The organism is Qipengyuania nanhaisediminis (assembly GCF_900115585.1).
In the GTDB taxonomy this organism is placed as follows: Bacteria; Pseudomonadota; Alphaproteobacteria; order Sphingomonadales; family Sphingomonadaceae; genus Qipengyuania; species Qipengyuania nanhaisediminis.
The window spans coordinates 19,043-33,127 of record NZ_FOWZ01000001.1 but is presented as its reverse complement, the minus strand read 5'-3'; the positions used below and the strand labels follow the sequence as shown (position 1 = coordinate 33,127).

Below are 14,085 nucleotides of genomic sequence, written 5' to 3'. Positions count from 1 at the left end.
AAGCCCCAAGTTCACAAAGCCCAATAGGATTGTCGCTATGGCAATCTTTTCGAACCATTCGATTGCAGCTGGCCTCATACCTACTCCCCCTTTTGTTGAATGTACTATAGTCGCCCAACTTTAACGTCCGCAATCGGGTCGCTAGCAGAATGTCCGCTTTTCGGAAAATTTTCTCGTAAGCGGCCTTTCCTTTGAAGCATCCTCAATAGACCTTCACCCTAGATCGAAGGCTCCGAACGGCAAGCTCCGACGCTGCCGGGACGCGCAGTAGGTCAGGCATGACTTTTGACGCTGCCGAAAACGGGTTGAGGCATCCGGCCTCGATCCCTTCACCACATTCGTTTTCGGAGCTACCGATGCAAAATTTCAACCTACCTCGCGCCCTGCGTGGCGCGGTTCGCGCTGAGGAAACCCCTCAACAGCTTTTCGCGCAGATCAACGGTGCGATTGGCGACCTTCGTCAGCGGCATGACGACAACATCAGCGATGTTCGCGAGCACGTCGATAACCTGACCACTGCTATGAACGCGATGCAGGGCCAAATTGACGGGGGCATTAAGCCTTCCGGTGGATCCATGATCGCGGTCGATGCGGATTACACCAAGACTTTCGCTAGCTTCATTCGAAAGGGCGATGGCGAAGGCAAGCTTTCCGAGCTTCAGGGTGCGGGCGACCGGGCGGCGATCCAAGCGGCCCTGTCAGTCGGCTCCGACACGAATGGCGGCTATCTTGCCCCGGTCGAGTGGGACCGTCAGATCAGCAAGGAACAGGTTTCGACCTCGCCCATGCGAAAGCTGGCGAAAGTCGTCACTACATCGGTCGGCGCGTTCAGCACGCTTTGGGAAATCGGCAATCCTGCTTCGGGCTGGGTGGGCGAGACTGCAGCACGTCCTCAAACGACTACCCCGCAGTTCGCTTCGATCACCTTTGCTTCGGGCGAAATCTACGCCAACCCGGCGGCGACGCAGCGCATTCTCGATGATGCTGCAATCGACATCGGGAAGTGGCTGGTCGATGCGCTCCGGGTCGAATTCAACCGACAGGAAAACATCGCCTTCCTTTCCGGCGATGGGGTGAACAAGCCCTCCGGCTTGCTGACCTACATTACTGGCGGGGCAAATGATGGGACGCACCCCGGCGGCAACCTCACGGTGGTCGATGAAGCCATTGCGGTCGATGCTCTTATCGACTTCATGTATGGCTTGGGCGCTCCCTATCGTCAGAACGCCACCTGGGTCATGTCGAGCCTCACGGCTGCGGCGCTCACCCGTCTCAAGGACGCTGACGGCAACCTGATCTGGCGTGAGAGCCTTATCGTTGGTCAGCCGGCCACGCTGCTGGGCCGTCCGGTCGAAATCGATGAAGGTATGCCGGGGCCGACCGCTGGCAATATCGCCATCGCTTTCGGAGATTTCCGGGCCGGGTATCTGGTGAATGACCGCTACAGTTCGCTGCGGCTGCTGCGCGATCCCTTCACCAACAAGCCCTATGTCCACTTCTACGCGACGAAACGCGCGGGTGGGGGTGTTCTTGATCCGAACGCTATCCGGCTTCTCCGCATCCCGGTCTAAGCGCCTAGGATCGTGCAGGAGCACAAATCGAAGCCCCGCCGGTAATCTCCTACTGGCGGGGCTTCTTTGCTCCTTCCAGCCTGCTTATCTCCTCGCAACATAGTTCTTGCTCTCAAGAATCTCGGCCCCTAACAACCCTGCGAGAGGGACAAGTGGCCGACCAGACCAAAGATTTCAGACTTCGATATGTTGGGCAGCGTTTCAACGGTGGGCGTTTGCCGGTCGAAGTTCTGATTGATCTTCCTGCCTTTCGGGACCTTGTGGTGGCTTTCGCTAAATCTGCGTGGAAGGAGCGGCACCCGGATCGCAAACGTGTGCCGAAGGGCTTTGATAACAGCCTTACCTTCGATCTACTTTCGATCGAAGATGGTAGCGCGATCCCACAGATCGAGTGGCGCGCTACCGAGGAGCAGCAGCAGTTACTTCCCGGCTTCGATGGTGAACTAGGCGAAGTTCTAGAGGAGGGCTACCAGAAGCTAGTCACCCTTGTTGCGGAAGCGGAGGTCGAAAATGTCGGCCAAGCTTTGTCCGCAGATCAAATTCGCGCTCTGAACAGGCTTGGTTCAGGCTTGAAAGACGAAGAGCGGATAGAGTTTGTCGGCTCCGAAGATGAAGCCGGCAATGTCATCTATCTGGATTTCGGACGAAGGCGGAAGCTGATTACTGATGCTCGCGAAACGTATGAAGTGCGGATCGAAGGCATTGGCGCGCTTGTTAAGAATGACGCTAACGGTTTCGTAACCATAAGCACGTTTGAATACGGTGACATCGTCATTCAACTCGACCCACAGGCGGTTGTGGAGGAGTTTGACGGGAATTTAGAGTATGATGTTCAATTCGATTTGAGGATTGAACTCGATCACAACGATACGTTTAAGGGCGTGGTTGAAGTCTACGACCTAACGGTGATCGATGAGCAGGTGAGTGACGCATTGGCAGTTTGTCGAAACAGACTGAATGATCTGCTAGCGAAGGGTGAAGCCATCGCTGATGGAGCAGTTGCGCCTATCGCTCATGAAGCAATCGAACTGGCTAACAAGTTCCTTGTGCGGCGTCCCGGCTTGAGCAGTGCTTATCAGTTCTTCCCCGGCGAGGGCGGTGGAGTTCTCTTGGAATTCGAGACCGACAGGTGGGACCTCTCAGTCGTATTTTTCCCGAATGGCGTAGTGGAGATGTATGGCATTTCACTCGCTGATGATGAGGATTTTGAACCCATCGAATTCCAAGCTCTTGATGACAAATTCTTCGTCGAGTTCGATCAGAAAGTCATCGCCGAATGACTGATGCAATCAATGATAATGACGAAGTGCTTCTTCGGCAGATCCATCCTGATTTTTTGCAAGATGGCGTTCCAGCGAGCAACCGGTTCTACCCCCAGACAAATGACGATGGGCAAATGTCGGTGGATCGATCAAGCATGACGACCGCCGCTGCCTCCCACGCCCTTTATGTCAGTAGCGGTAAGAAATCGGACGCGGTGTTTGGCGTTTCTGTTGGTGAATTTGGCGAACATGACGTGTCGGTTGTGCCGGACCCGGTGGAGGGCACCGAGGAGCACCCGAAGAACGATGCTCACGCGCTAGCTGACTATCGTGACCACTCGTTGAGTAAGCAAAAAGTGATCGGAAAGCGCCTGAAACGCAAAGCGATGGATCGAGGGAAGCTTCACCCCTAAGACGGCTCTTGCCCCTTCTGTTGAACCTGCCTATAGCGCCGCTCCGAAGGCGCTGGGCCTTCCGATCTCACGAGAGATGGCAAAAGAGATGGTGCGCCGATATTGTGCCTTTTTCTCCTTTGTTTTCAGTGAGGTTCGGAGGCGGCTCGGGCCTCCACTTCTCTTCGATGAGAATGTGCCGCTTTAGCTCAGTTGGTAGAGCACATCATTCGTAATGATGGGGTCAGGTGTTCGAGTCACCTAAGCGGCACCACCACTTTAGAAAGCAAAAGGACAGGCATCCTGTGGAACGCCCGTTGGGCTGGGCCTGCCTTTGGGGCCCAATTGGGTGATCTTTTCCTGTGGGACGTGAGTCATTCCCGCTCTGAACTCTTTCAATTCAGATGCTGTCTGCACTTGGGCCGACAGCGGACTGTCGACTTTCACTCGAAAACCCAAGAAATTCTCAGCTCCGAAGAAAAATTTGACGAATCTCGGGGAAACGCGCGTGCCAGCATAACTTCACCACCGCTAACGTTAGCCCCTGCATTGGGGCGCGTTGATAATAGCCTCAGAACCGAGAGGCTCTGAGGACGATTTGCAGCAGGCCCGCCTCCACTAGGATGCCGATTGCCTGCCCGCTTCCTTCCGCATGGCCCAGTCAAAATCGAAATCGTAGATTGGCGTCTCGTCGAAGAATGCTTTTTTGAACAGGCTGTTGAAGGTGCGCAAGGCGCGCGGATCATCGGCCGGTATGGCACGGTCTGGATGGTTGGTGCGCATCCTGAAGTTGCCGATTTCGTCGTCCCAAACGGGAATGAACATCGCCTGCCGGGGAGTCTTTGGCGGCAAGTCTGATCGTGAGTAGAACGACACAACGAAGTCGTTAGCCTTGGCCTCCAGTTCAAACCATTCATCCGAAGGCCTTGGTGCATCGCCCCAGCCCGTGACGGCGACCCGCCGCAACCGGGCGAGCTCACGGAACATTTCGATCAGGATGCCTTTTCCGCTGCGGGCAATACGCAGCGTACCTTCATCGCCGCCGTAGACCATGATCGAATTCGAACCGCCCGAACCGATCCATTGCGGATCGTCAGCATCGGTAATCCTGGGGCCCAATGGCATGAAAAGGTCGAGCAGCTTGCGCACATGGTAGATCGTGAAACGCGTGGTCTTGTCGGCGGAGTTCACTGACATGAAACCTCTCGCACTGGCCGGCCAGTATTCCTGCTGCTGATCGCCGTCGCGCAGGCCGAGGAGCATGAGCGGGCCGGAAATGTGGGCCCGGTCTCCGCTTTCAGCGACAGCCTTTTTCCAACGCTGACCCCAATCGATCGGCGGGGCATACTTCTGGTCAACCAGCGGGCGGAGGCTGCGATTGGGAACCTCAAAAGCAATGTGCCATCGGCCGTCACGCCGAACGGCGCGGCGCGGCCTGGCAACGACAAGCGATCCTGTCTGCACCCGGCCATCGGCCGGATTGGCGAATTGCAGCACTTCCAGCAGGCGCTCGGCTGCGGTGGATGCCGCATGTCTGCTGCTACCTACGAAATCGTCCTGCACGAAGCATTGCCTCGCTTCGCGATATTCCGGGCATTGGTCGGGTTGCTGTTTGTAGACTTTTTGCAACTGGTTCAGCACGAAAAACAGGTAGAAACTGCGCACCCGGCGCGCTTCCTGTCGCAAAGCGTGTTGCTCGCGCGGATCGACCCGCCATCCAGGGCCTTCGCTGTCAAAAACAAGCTTCAGGGACACGGCCAGGGCTTCGGCCAAATGGTTGAACCGCACCCAGCGCGGCTCATCTTGGTCGCGAGCCTCGGTATAGCGTTCGCAGGCATCGGTAAAAAACGCGCGCCGGCGCTCCATGAACCAATCGTCCAGTTCGCTGGCGCAGGGTTGCTTGGTGGACGCATCGCGCCTCAGCACGGCACCGAAGTCACCCCACAGGTCGCTGTCGAACGGCGCAAAGAAGCGTGTCTCGGGATTGGTAAGGCAGTTCGTTGCGAACGCGATCTCGGCATCACATTCCCCCTGCGGCAGAACGGCGCCGTCATAGTGCCTGTCGAGATGTGCGCGCCATTCGGTAACGGTCCGCACCATCAGGAAGGCCAGGTCGCCAGCCATGCTGGGATAGGAACGGCAACCGGCTTCCAGGCTTGCAAGCAATGGCTTCACCAGTTTCTGATGGCTCTCGTCCGGAGGCAGCGGAGCGCTCTCCCGAGTAGCAAGCGAAGTGCCTGTTTTGCGCAGCAACCGAAAATAGCGATGCCGCAAATCGTCTTCCATCGTCGCGGGATCAAGTTGCTGCAGAGCGGCGAAGGATTGCAGTGACCCGGCCAGAGCAAAGGTGTTGTCGATGTGATCGACCACGGCTTCGGGGGCGTCTTCGTCCTCGACCCCCATATCGGCAGTATCGTCGAATATCGGCGTCAGGTTCCCCCGCCGTTTATCCACCCGGTTGGCGATCCGCAGGACGCCTTCGCTTCGTTCGCTTTCAGGAGTCTCGTCAAGATAGCGATCGACAATCTTCTGGATTTCTGCGCGCAGTTCCTGGCGATTATCGTTGTTCCTGTCTGCCACGAACGTCATCAGGATTTCGAGGCACAACTGCGCGCCCAGATGCCGGTTTTCGCGGGAAAGAGGATCGGCACGCCTGTTCTCGACCATCTCTCGAATACGAGCGACAAATGGTTTGGCGCTCACCTGCTGCTCAGTCAGTCTGCTATCGAGCAGGCACGAGACGGTGTGGCCCCACACATTCAGGCCATAGCCGTCGGCAGAACTTTCCTGCCCTCTTTCAAACGCCGTAAAGATAGCTTCGAGCTGCGGCAGCGCTTCTTTGAAATGCAGGCCTTCAAGAACAATTCGCCGCACTTCCGGCTTTGCGACTACCCTCTTTGTTGCGGGATCTACTTCGATACGGCGCGTTTCAGACAGCAAGTCGAAATCGCCGAAGCCAAGGCTGGTGAGATCGTTCTTGGAAAGTCCATGCGGGAACACGCCGAGCAGGCAAACCGCCTGGCGCATCTCTGCGTCCATGCTGCCAAAGGCCCTTTCAAAAGGCGTCTCCTGATTGCCATGTCCGGTTTTCGAGAAATCCAGCGCCAGCCAATCCACGAATGAATCGCTTTCATCGCTGATGGCGTGCAACAGGTCTTCGGGCGTCTTGTGCCCGTGGCGTTGCATGAACCCTTCTGCCCTTGCCCGGACGTACTCTGCCTGGGTCTGATGCCACTCCTCACTAGTCCTTCCCAGTTTGAAAAAGGCGGTGGCAGCAAGCGAACCGAAAGCCATGGCGTGCAGGAAGGCGGGCAAACGACGTTCGGCCAGCGGGGTATTCTTGTCTGGCTTTGCGCGCCAGTCCGTCTCTGAATGCAGCTGGTAAAGAGCGGCACGCAACGGCTGCGAAGATGTCTGGTCTTCTTGACATTCAAGCAAATGGCCCACCAGGGCCCAAGCGGCTTCCGGCGCCAGGAATCCGACCCGCGTTGCCTCCTTGCGGGCTGTGGAATAGGAGGACTGATGTGCACCGCGTTCCAGGCGCATTCGTTCGTACTTGCTGCTGAGAATGTACACGCAGCGCGATTGCAGGTCGCCGCCTGTTGCCCCGTCTCGATCCAGCAGCCTGTTCAGCGCAATGTAGATGCCCTCCCGGACCGAGAGATTGTTGGAGATCTTCTGCACGTCGATCGCAATGGCAATCCGCTTGGCCGGGTCGAGGTCTGCCAGCCATCGCTCCAGGTCGAAATTGAACGCGCGGATCAGGACGTCGGGCGTCAGCTCCTTGCCTGCCGAGCTTTCTTCATCGCGCAGTTTCTCCCGGTATTGCCGCGGCGTTTCGCCAAACTTCTTGTAGAGTGGCCGTGCCTGGAAAAATTCCACTACCCTGAAAGCGCCTTTGGTCAGCACTCCTGCGTAGAGCTGCGCGAACGTGAGTGCTGCCAGAAACAATCCAATCCCGCCACGGACCAGGCCGTTCTGCCCTGGCAGTATCCGCTCCACCACCGCCGCAAGGCTGTCGGAAACCTCGTCGATCGAGACAATCCAGTCGATTGCAGCCAGCAAGCCACCGACAAAGCCGATGGCGGCCATTGCCCTTACGAGCCAACGCCACTCGCTGACGAAGCGTTCGCTTTCGGATCGCGGGTCGATGCAATGGTCGTGGAACGCACGGAACAGGCGGAAGGTGGGCTCTTTGGCATTCTTTGCCTTCGCCTCGTTTGCGAATTGTACGCGCAGGCACGCAAGTGCATCTGCCCATTGCGAGGCAGAGCCCGTGAAGACAGGTTCGTTTTGCAAGAGGTTCGCCGGATCGCCTGATGCGGCGGGCAGTTGGGTGCCAGCGAAAAAGACTTCGTTGTTCGGCCCGATGACCTTTTCCGCACGCGTCAGCAGTACCGATTTGCCGGCACCGCCGGAGCCGTTGAAGAACTGGATGTGCGGCATTTCGCGCCCGGTCGCTGCCGAAACCGGCTCTGCCATGGCGCGAAGTTTGTCTTCAAGGTCCCCCCGGACGATAATCCCGTCTTCGATCCTTACGCTTTCCATCGTCTCTCCGTCGCCTTCGCGTGCTGGCAAGTTAGAAATAGTCTGCCGGGTCCACGCACGAGCCGTAGGTTTCCTGATCGATCCGGAGCCACTGCGTGCGGGCAATTCCACGATCAAAATGAGTCTGCGACGACCAGGGGAAGGCGCTGGCCAAGGGAATTTCCCGGCCCTGGAGCTGGGAAATCGCTTCGATTTCGAAAACGACTTCGTTCAGGTCCTGGTCCTGTGAATAGATGATGGCCGCATCCAGCTCTTCGCGGCGGGCCATGCGCACCAGATCAAGGGCGATGCGAATATCGATGCCCTTTTCCTCTGCCTGCGTGATGGTTTCCACCTCGCCGTCTTCGTCGAACAACTGACGCTTGCGATAGCGCAAGGGACGAGTCGTCACGGTGACGCCTGCTCGCTTCATGGCCTGAATCTTGTTGTTCCAGAAAAGGTGCCAGCGTGGCTGACGGTTGGCCGCGGGAATTCCCGTGTAAACACGGACCGGGCCCGGAGCGAAACCGGCCATTCGCGAGACCTCGCGGTGTAGCGCCACAGGGTCGAAGTTCGGCTCCCTGTGGCCGAACAGCCGCTTCGCCTGCTTGAACAGGTTTTGTCCGTCGATAAACCCGGTTGCGACCGGGCTTCCCACCTTGGTCGTCACTTCTTGTCGTCTTCCCAGTCAGGTTCTTCGATATCGTCAGGCGGCGAAAACTCGTCTCCAGAAAGGTCGAATTCCTCGCGAAGAACATCGCTGGCCGAACGACCATCATGGTCTGGCGGAAGAGGCACTTCCGACCGGCGTTTTTCCTTCGCCCTGATGCGCTTGAGTTCGGCAAGGCTCCTTCGCTTGCGCGGCGGGTCGAAACTGTAGTGGTCAGCTTCCTTGGCAGCAGCATCGCTGTAAAAGGCATTCTCGTCGAACTGCCCGGCGAAAGCTGGATCCTTCAGGTAGTTGGGTTTGCGCGCAATTACCGGACGATCGCCCGCCAAGGCCAGCACCATCTCGTCGTACTCAAGGTCCTGCAAGGCCCGCCAGTTAGAGAAACCGGTCAATTCCGCTCCCGAACGCGCCACGCTGGCGTTTGCGAAACCGAAGCTTTGCAAGACTTCACAATTGTTCACCATCGTCTGCCAGTCGCGCGGATAGAGCATCTTCAACTGGCTCAGGTCCTGCCAGAAACTCCATGTCCTGAGGCCGTAGCCGCGCAACAAGGTGATGGCCTGCCGCAGTTGCTTCAGTTCGCCCAGTTGTGCTGCTTCATCAAGCACAAACAGGGTGGGCAACTCCGGACGACGGCTGCGGCGGGTGATCGCGCTCATCAGCATACCGATCCACAGACGCAGCAGTTTTCCGTGGCTTTCGAGCTTTTCCGGCGGCACCACGATATACAGGGTTAGCGGATCTCCGCGGGTAATCGCGTTGAGATCGATGGTGGATTGCCCAAGGGCCGCACGTGCCCCTGCACTGCGAAGAAAATCCGTATGTGATTGGGCAGTGGAAAGGATCGATGCCCACACCTTCGCCTCGGCCGTGCTTTTGACGGCACAACCCTGACGAACGGCAGGCAGCGGATTCTTGGCCATTTCCTTGAAGGTGAAATCCATGTCAGTCGCCGACTGGTTCAGCAGGTAGTGCATTTCCTCAAGGTTGCGCAGCACCGGCGGCCTGCCGTAAGCGACAAACAACAGCATTGTGGTGACAAGCGAATAGGCCCGGCTATCCCAGAACGGGTCGCGATTGCTGGTCTCTGCCACAAGCAGTTCTGCCAGTTGCGCCGCATCGTCCACCGCGTCGTGCGCGTGCGGATCGATCAGGTCGAGCGGGTTGAGCGCATCGGTTTGCTGTCCGGTGACACCGAATGGATCCAGCAGTCGCACTTCCTGGCCAAGCTCACGCCGCCTGCGCGCTGTCACCTGGTAGTTTTCACCCTTGGGATCGATAATGATCGCCGGACCACGGTAGCGCAGCAGGGCCGGGATGATGCAACCGACGCCCTTACCCGCACCTGTGCGCGCAAGGGTAATCAGGTGGCCATCACTGGTGTGAAGTATCGGCTCCAGCATGCCGCCGTCGGCATCTTCATCCTCAACAGCTTCGCCGAATTGGAAGCCCATGACGGGACGGTGGGCTGCCTCGTCCAGCGAATAGCCGATCAGGAGACCATCGGGAGAAAGCTTGGATGGAAGAGTAGGTTCACTTTTGCCCGCGCCTTCTTTCTTTGCAGACACCTGATCCTTCTTCCTCAATGTAAGACCCCCCAAGAAGACTTTCGCACGGCAAACTCACATTATAGCCCTTCGTTTGCAAGAATCTTATCGACAATCAAATCGCCGCTTTGCTGCGGCAAGCAAGAGCGTCGTCTCATATTCTCTGAACGAGGTCGCACAAACATCGACTATCGCTTATCCTGCAGCATGCTTCCTTTACGCTTTGGCTTGGCTGGGAGAATGACCGCTCTCGTGATTGCTCAAGGTGGCTTCTAAGGTCTCGTTTGGGGCGCATTGCCGTCCGGCAGCTTTCGCCAAGAGCAGCCTATCGGCTATTGGGCCGATTGCGGACAGGCAGCTTTCCGGATGCCAGACCATCGATCCAGACATTTTGCCAAGATTGCTCCGCTGCCACGACGTAGCCGACCGCGCGAAGCACTCCGTCGCGCACACGGTGCTGTCCGTCGAAACGCATCTATGAGGAATAAATGTTCGACTAGACAGGCTTTTCGAGGAAGGAGGCTTCTGAATGATACGGCACAGGCTCTTGGTCTTGTCCATCGTCGCGACGGGCCTTGTGGCTTGTAACGTGAGAGAAGAGAGCGAGAACGATCGCTCGGGCAATGCTGTCGCCGCAGAAGAGGCATCGGGCGATTACCGCGCAGGGCAGCGTCCGATCACGAATGAGAGTTTTGCGAATGCGGTCAGGTCGGGCCGTCTTGAGACGGGCGTGCCGGATGGCTGGACCCAGACAAGCGATACCGATGGCCAGTTCACCCACCGTTTTGTTGCTGGTCCAGGTGAAGGGCAGCCAACGCTGGCACTAAGCCCCGAATTCGGCAATTTCAGCACGGCCCGTATAGGAATGACGGCGCTGATAGGCGACATCCAAATCGGGACCCCCGGCTTCCGCGTGCTGCGCACGACCGACATCGACGTGCCGGGCGCAACATCGGCCGTGCGGCTCGATTTCAACTACGGCACCGAAGAGACCCGCGGCGTTTTCGGTGGCACGTGGATCGTGGCTGCAGACGAGCGAACGAACGACGCCGTCGCCGTGGCATTGTCAGCCCCCGCCCCGCTCGACCGGGCACTGGCGGATCGCATTCAGGCGAGCCTCGTCATGCATCCTCGAGAGTGATATCAGCCACGGGCAGTCTCGAAATACAAATCAAAGCAAGTCAGTCGAAAGGGAAGCGATGTTGACGGAATGGATCATGAAAAAGGCGCGGTTCGCCGGGATCGCAATCGTCGCAGGGGTTGCACTGACGGCTTGCGAAGCTCGGGACGAGAATGCGGCGCCGGCGGCCGATAACGAAATGCCGGAGGCGGCGCAGACTTCGCAGGTCACTCGGATCGACACGGACCCTGCGCCGGCTCCGGCACCGCAAGCAATCAAGACCGTGCCTTTCGCCCGTGGCTCGACAATGGACATCACCAATATCGAGATCGTCGGCGACATCATGACCGTCGAATTTCGTCTCACCGATCGCGAGGGGAATTGGACCCAAAACATCGACCTCGACCAGGTGAACTATATCGAGGACCAGACATCCCGGATGGTCAGCGTGCTGCAAAACAACGATGGCCAATATGTGGCGAGCCCTCTCACCGCCAACGGATCCAGTGTGCGGGTTCAGACCAGAGACGGCATCGGCTGGTTCAAGTTTCCCAGGCCTGCCGAAGGCGTGACCACGATCTCCCTGAGCATTCCGGAAGCCGGATCGCTCAACGGCTTGCCGGTTCCGAGCACCTGATGCGGACAGCTTTCCTCGTTCCGTTGACTGCGTCATTTGTCGCACTCGCAGGTTGCGGTGCCACATCCGAAACGCCGGACGATCGCAACGAGACCGCCGCTTCGCCAGAGGCGCCGGAGGACGAGCGATCGTCTCCGGCGACGGCGGTCGACCAGGGCCAGGGTCCGCTAAGCAACCTGTCTGCTCGAACGTCCAGCCTTACGGCGATCGCCAGTGATCTCAACTCGCGCATTGTCGGAACGAACCGGATTGTCGAGTTGCCGGCCGATGTGCTGTTCGATTTCGACAGTGCGGAATTGAAACCCGAAGCGGAAACCGCGCTGCGGCAGGTGGCAGAAGCCATTCGCGCTGCGCCTCAAGGCGGTATCGCAATTGTTGGCCACACGGACAGCAAGGGAAGTGATAGCTATAACGACGACCTTTCGCAGCGGCGGGCACAGGCCGTTCGCGACTGGATGGCCAGTCAGGTCGGCGTTCGCCAACGCGAATTTACCTTGGAAGGCGCAGGCGAAAGCGAGCCTCTTGCGCCGAACGCTAATTCGGACGGTACGGATTCGGAACATGGGCGTGCGCGCAACCGCCGTGTTGAAGTGGTGATTCCAATCGCTTGATCTTGCCGGCATCCGTCCGGAATTCGAGCCACATTTTCTGGATGTCCTGCGAACGCGCGGAAGTTCTGAGGGAGTTCGATTCGCTCGTCGAACGACAGCGTCTAGGCAGCTAAGCTGCCATCTCGATCATCCTGAACGAACGACAGCTTTTGCGTCGCAGCACGCACGCCTCAAACGGCCGAGATGGCGCGCAAAAACGAGTATCTTATATGGAGAAGCGAGCAAATCTGCCGCCCCCTCCCTCCCCCTAACCAAGGGCCCTCAGAAGAAATCCCGGGGGCCTTTTCTATTGGAGACAAGAGATGCTCATTCTCACATCGGCGGCGGCGATTACGCACGCCGTAGCTTACTGCGCCGAACTTGTGCCGGAGGCCATCCTTCAGCGCTATGCGGAGCTACTAGAGACGGAAGCAACCGCTTGGATCTTCGTCCTGCAACCGGGCGACTCTTCTGGATGCCTGGAGACCTTCCGTCGGCGACCCTTCGAGGTTTGGGAATTTATCGCACGGCAGGACGGCTGGTACGAAGCTGTGTTCATCATTTGCGATGATGGCTTCGGTCACGTGGTGCTTATTCCCGACCAGCGGGACACTGCGCCAGACCTTTTAACGATCTGCAAGGCCAACGCTGACTAGCCGATCATTCAGCCAAACACGCTCGCAGCGTCCTCACTCCGAGGGCGCTTTTTTTGTGCCCGAAAGGAAATTCACGTGCATGACCTACCTAACATGACGGCAGTGAAAGCGCTGCTCGCCCGGCCGCTCGATCCGGAGCTGAAAACACTTCTTGCCGACCGCTTGGCAGATACCATTCACTGCGGCTTGCAGAACTATACGCACATCCTTGTCGTCGAGGCGGACGATACAGAAGCGGAGATTGTCCAAGCGATTGGCTTCTCTCCGCTGCAAACTCGAACTGAAAAGGTCAGGAACTGCCTCGATTGCGACTGGCTTGAGCACCACGACGGTTGGTGGGAGATGCTCTACACGGTGGGCGACGACGGGTTCGCCTACATCGTGCTGGCAGAAGACAGAGAGGGAAGTGAACTGGCACGCCTTTGCCGCCGCGCTGAGGTGCAGCTGTGAAGCTTCTGGGCGCCCTCTTGGCTTTAGCATTTCTACTAGCGGCTCTTCGGACTGCGCTAGCCGCGCTGCTAGCCGTCGGCTTGCTGGCGTTTGGGTTAAGCCTTGTCAGGGCCCCGGGCGAGACTTTGAGCGTGCTTGCCGGCTTAATAGCAATCGGCGCATTTGCGGCGCATCCCGTGGCCGGCTTCACGTTTCTTACCGTAGTGGCAATTTTATCTGCGCTTGCAGCAAAGTGAATGAGGGGTGGGGCGAAGGCAGGAGCTTCGTCTCACTTCACTGCCCTGCGGCGGGCAGCGACGCCCTGGCATCGTTGAGAAGTTCGATGACCTGCTGGGCGATTGGAAGGAACTGCCTACCGTAAACTGTCAGCTCAAGAGGGACGTCGTCGGTGGTAAGCGGCCTGGAAAGCCAATCTTCTAGGTCCATGATGTACCGGCTCACATTTGATCGGTGCACGCCTAGCTCCCGAGCAGCTTCAGTCACGCTGCCCTTTTCCGCAGCAGCAACGAAGGCAGAGAGCTGGATCAGTCGCAGTGTCTCCATCCGTTTCTTCGACATCGCGGCTTTTGCTGCCTCCAAATGGTTGGCCTGATTCGCTGTACAGGTGAGTAGAGCACCCGTGCAGCTACCGCAACAAACGGCATTAATCCCCATAGCTCAGGA

General features: G+C 58.0%; 12 protein-coding genes and 1 tRNA gene. 9 read left to right on the top strand and 4 right to left on the bottom strand.

All coding sequences use genetic code 11. From position 1 onward, the window contains the following. Nucleotides 1-356 precede the first annotated feature (356 nt). The 4 genes from BM173_RS00180 (at nt 357) to BM173_RS00165 (ending at nt 3,499) form a co-directional block, all read left to right on the top strand. Nucleotides 357-1,571, top strand: coding sequence for a phage major capsid protein (locus BM173_RS00180; protein ID WP_177201761.1), 1,215 nt, complete (start codon nt 357-359; stop codon nt 1,569-1,571). 152 nt (nt 1,572-1,723) lie between these two features. Continuing rightward, complete coding sequence (locus tag BM173_RS00175) at nt 1,724-2,851, top strand: hypothetical protein (protein ID WP_143089533.1); 1,128 nt, start codon at nt 1,724-1,726, stop codon at nt 2,849-2,851. Continuing rightward, the gene (locus BM173_RS00170; RefSeq protein ID WP_090476206.1) at nt 2,848-3,246 is read left to right on the top strand and encodes a hypothetical protein; all 399 of its coding nucleotides are present in this window, start codon (nt 2,848-2,850) and stop codon (nt 3,244-3,246) included. Before BM173_RS00175 ends, BM173_RS00170 begins: the two co-directional genes overlap by 4 nt. Nucleotides 3,247-3,423: 177 nt before the next feature. Then, nucleotides 3,424-3,499, top strand: a tRNA-Thr gene (locus BM173_RS00165). 344 nt (nt 3,500-3,843) lie between these two features. Here the strand turns inward: BM173_RS00165 and BM173_RS00160 are convergent. The 3 genes from BM173_RS00160 to BM173_RS00150 form a co-directional block, all read right to left on the bottom strand. Next, nucleotides 3,844-7,707 carry a hypothetical protein gene (locus tag BM173_RS00160; RefSeq protein ID WP_143089532.1) on the bottom strand — a complete coding sequence of 1,288 codons (3,864 nt, stop codon included), beginning with the start codon at nt 7,705-7,707 and terminating at the stop codon, nt 3,844-3,846. 97 nt (nt 7,708-7,804) lie between these two features. Continuing rightward, complete coding sequence (locus BM173_RS00155) at nt 7,805-8,422, bottom strand: NYN domain-containing protein (RefSeq protein WP_177201760.1); 618 nt, start codon at nt 8,420-8,422, stop codon at nt 7,805-7,807. Beyond that, nucleotides 8,419-9,990, bottom strand: a complete 1,572-nt coding sequence (locus BM173_RS00150; protein WP_143089531.1) for a type IV secretory system conjugative DNA transfer family protein — start codon at nt 9,988-9,990, stop codon at nt 8,419-8,421. Before BM173_RS00150 ends, BM173_RS00155 begins: the two co-directional genes overlap by 4 nt. Nucleotides 9,991-10,498: 508 nt before the next feature. Between BM173_RS00150 and BM173_RS00145 the strand changes: the two genes are divergently transcribed. The 5 genes from BM173_RS00145 to BM173_RS00125 all read left to right on the top strand — a co-directional run bounded on the left by BM173_RS00145 (nt 10,499) and on the right by BM173_RS00125 (nt 13,422). Next, nucleotides 10,499-11,110: a hypothetical protein gene (locus BM173_RS00145; RefSeq protein ID WP_090476198.1), complete on the top strand. Its 612-nt coding sequence runs from the start codon at nt 10,499-10,501 to the stop codon at nt 11,108-11,110. 76 nt (nt 11,111-11,186) lie between these two features. Then, nucleotides 11,187-11,726 carry a hypothetical protein gene (locus tag BM173_RS00140; RefSeq protein ID WP_143089530.1) on the top strand — a complete coding sequence of 180 codons (540 nt, stop codon included), beginning with the start codon at nt 11,187-11,189 and terminating at the stop codon, nt 11,724-11,726. Further along, the gene (locus tag BM173_RS00135; protein ID WP_090476194.1) at nt 11,726-12,337 is read left to right on the top strand and encodes an OmpA family protein; all 612 of its coding nucleotides are present in this window, start codon (nt 11,726-11,728) and stop codon (nt 12,335-12,337) included. Before BM173_RS00140 ends, BM173_RS00135 begins: the two co-directional genes overlap by 1 nt. Before the next feature lie 302 nt (nt 12,338-12,639). Next, nucleotides 12,640-12,972 carry a hypothetical protein gene (locus BM173_RS00130; protein WP_090476192.1) on the top strand — a complete coding sequence of 111 codons (333 nt, stop codon included), beginning with the start codon at nt 12,640-12,642 and terminating at the stop codon, nt 12,970-12,972. A 75-nt stretch (nt 12,973-13,047) separates the two neighbouring features. Beyond that, on the top strand, nt 13,048-13,422 hold the full coding sequence (locus BM173_RS00125; RefSeq protein WP_143089529.1) for a hypothetical protein: 375 nt from the start codon (nt 13,048-13,050) through the stop codon (nt 13,420-13,422). Nucleotides 13,423-13,695: 273 nt separating this feature from the next. On the opposite strand, the gene BM173_RS00115 is transcribed toward BM173_RS00125, so the two are convergent. Further along, nucleotides 13,696-13,965 (bottom strand): LysR family transcriptional regulator, encoded by a 270-nt coding sequence (locus BM173_RS00115; protein ID WP_177201759.1) that lies wholly within the window; start codon nt 13,963-13,965, stop codon nt 13,696-13,698. Nucleotides 13,966-14,085: the final 120 nt, after the last annotated feature.

Excerpts from the sequence above, each read along its gene's own strand:
- BM173_RS00130 (WP_090476192.1), top strand. The coding sequence starts at position 12,640 with ATGCTCATTCTCACATCGGCGGCGGCGATTACGCACGCCGTAGCTTAC.
- BM173_RS00160 (WP_143089532.1), bottom strand. The coding sequence starts at position 7,707 with ATGGCAGAGCCGGTTTCGGCAGCGACCGGGCGCGAAATGCCGCACATC.
- BM173_RS00145 (WP_090476198.1), top strand. The coding sequence starts at position 10,499 with ATGATACGGCACAGGCTCTTGGTCTTGTCCATCGTCGCGACGGGCCTT.
- BM173_RS00115 (WP_177201759.1), bottom strand. The coding sequence starts at position 13,965 with ATGGAGACACTGCGACTGATCCAGCTCTCTGCCTTCGTTGCTGCTGCG.
- BM173_RS00180 (WP_177201761.1), top strand. The coding sequence starts at position 357 with ATGCAAAATTTCAACCTACCTCGCGCCCTGCGTGGCGCGGTTCGCGCT.
- BM173_RS00170 (WP_090476206.1), top strand. The coding sequence starts at position 2,848 with ATGACTGATGCAATCAATGATAATGACGAAGTGCTTCTTCGGCAGATC.
- BM173_RS00140 (WP_143089530.1), top strand. The coding sequence starts at position 11,187 with ATGAAAAAGGCGCGGTTCGCCGGGATCGCAATCGTCGCAGGGGTTGCA.
- BM173_RS00135 (WP_090476194.1), top strand. The coding sequence starts at position 11,726 with ATGCGGACAGCTTTCCTCGTTCCGTTGACTGCGTCATTTGTCGCACTC.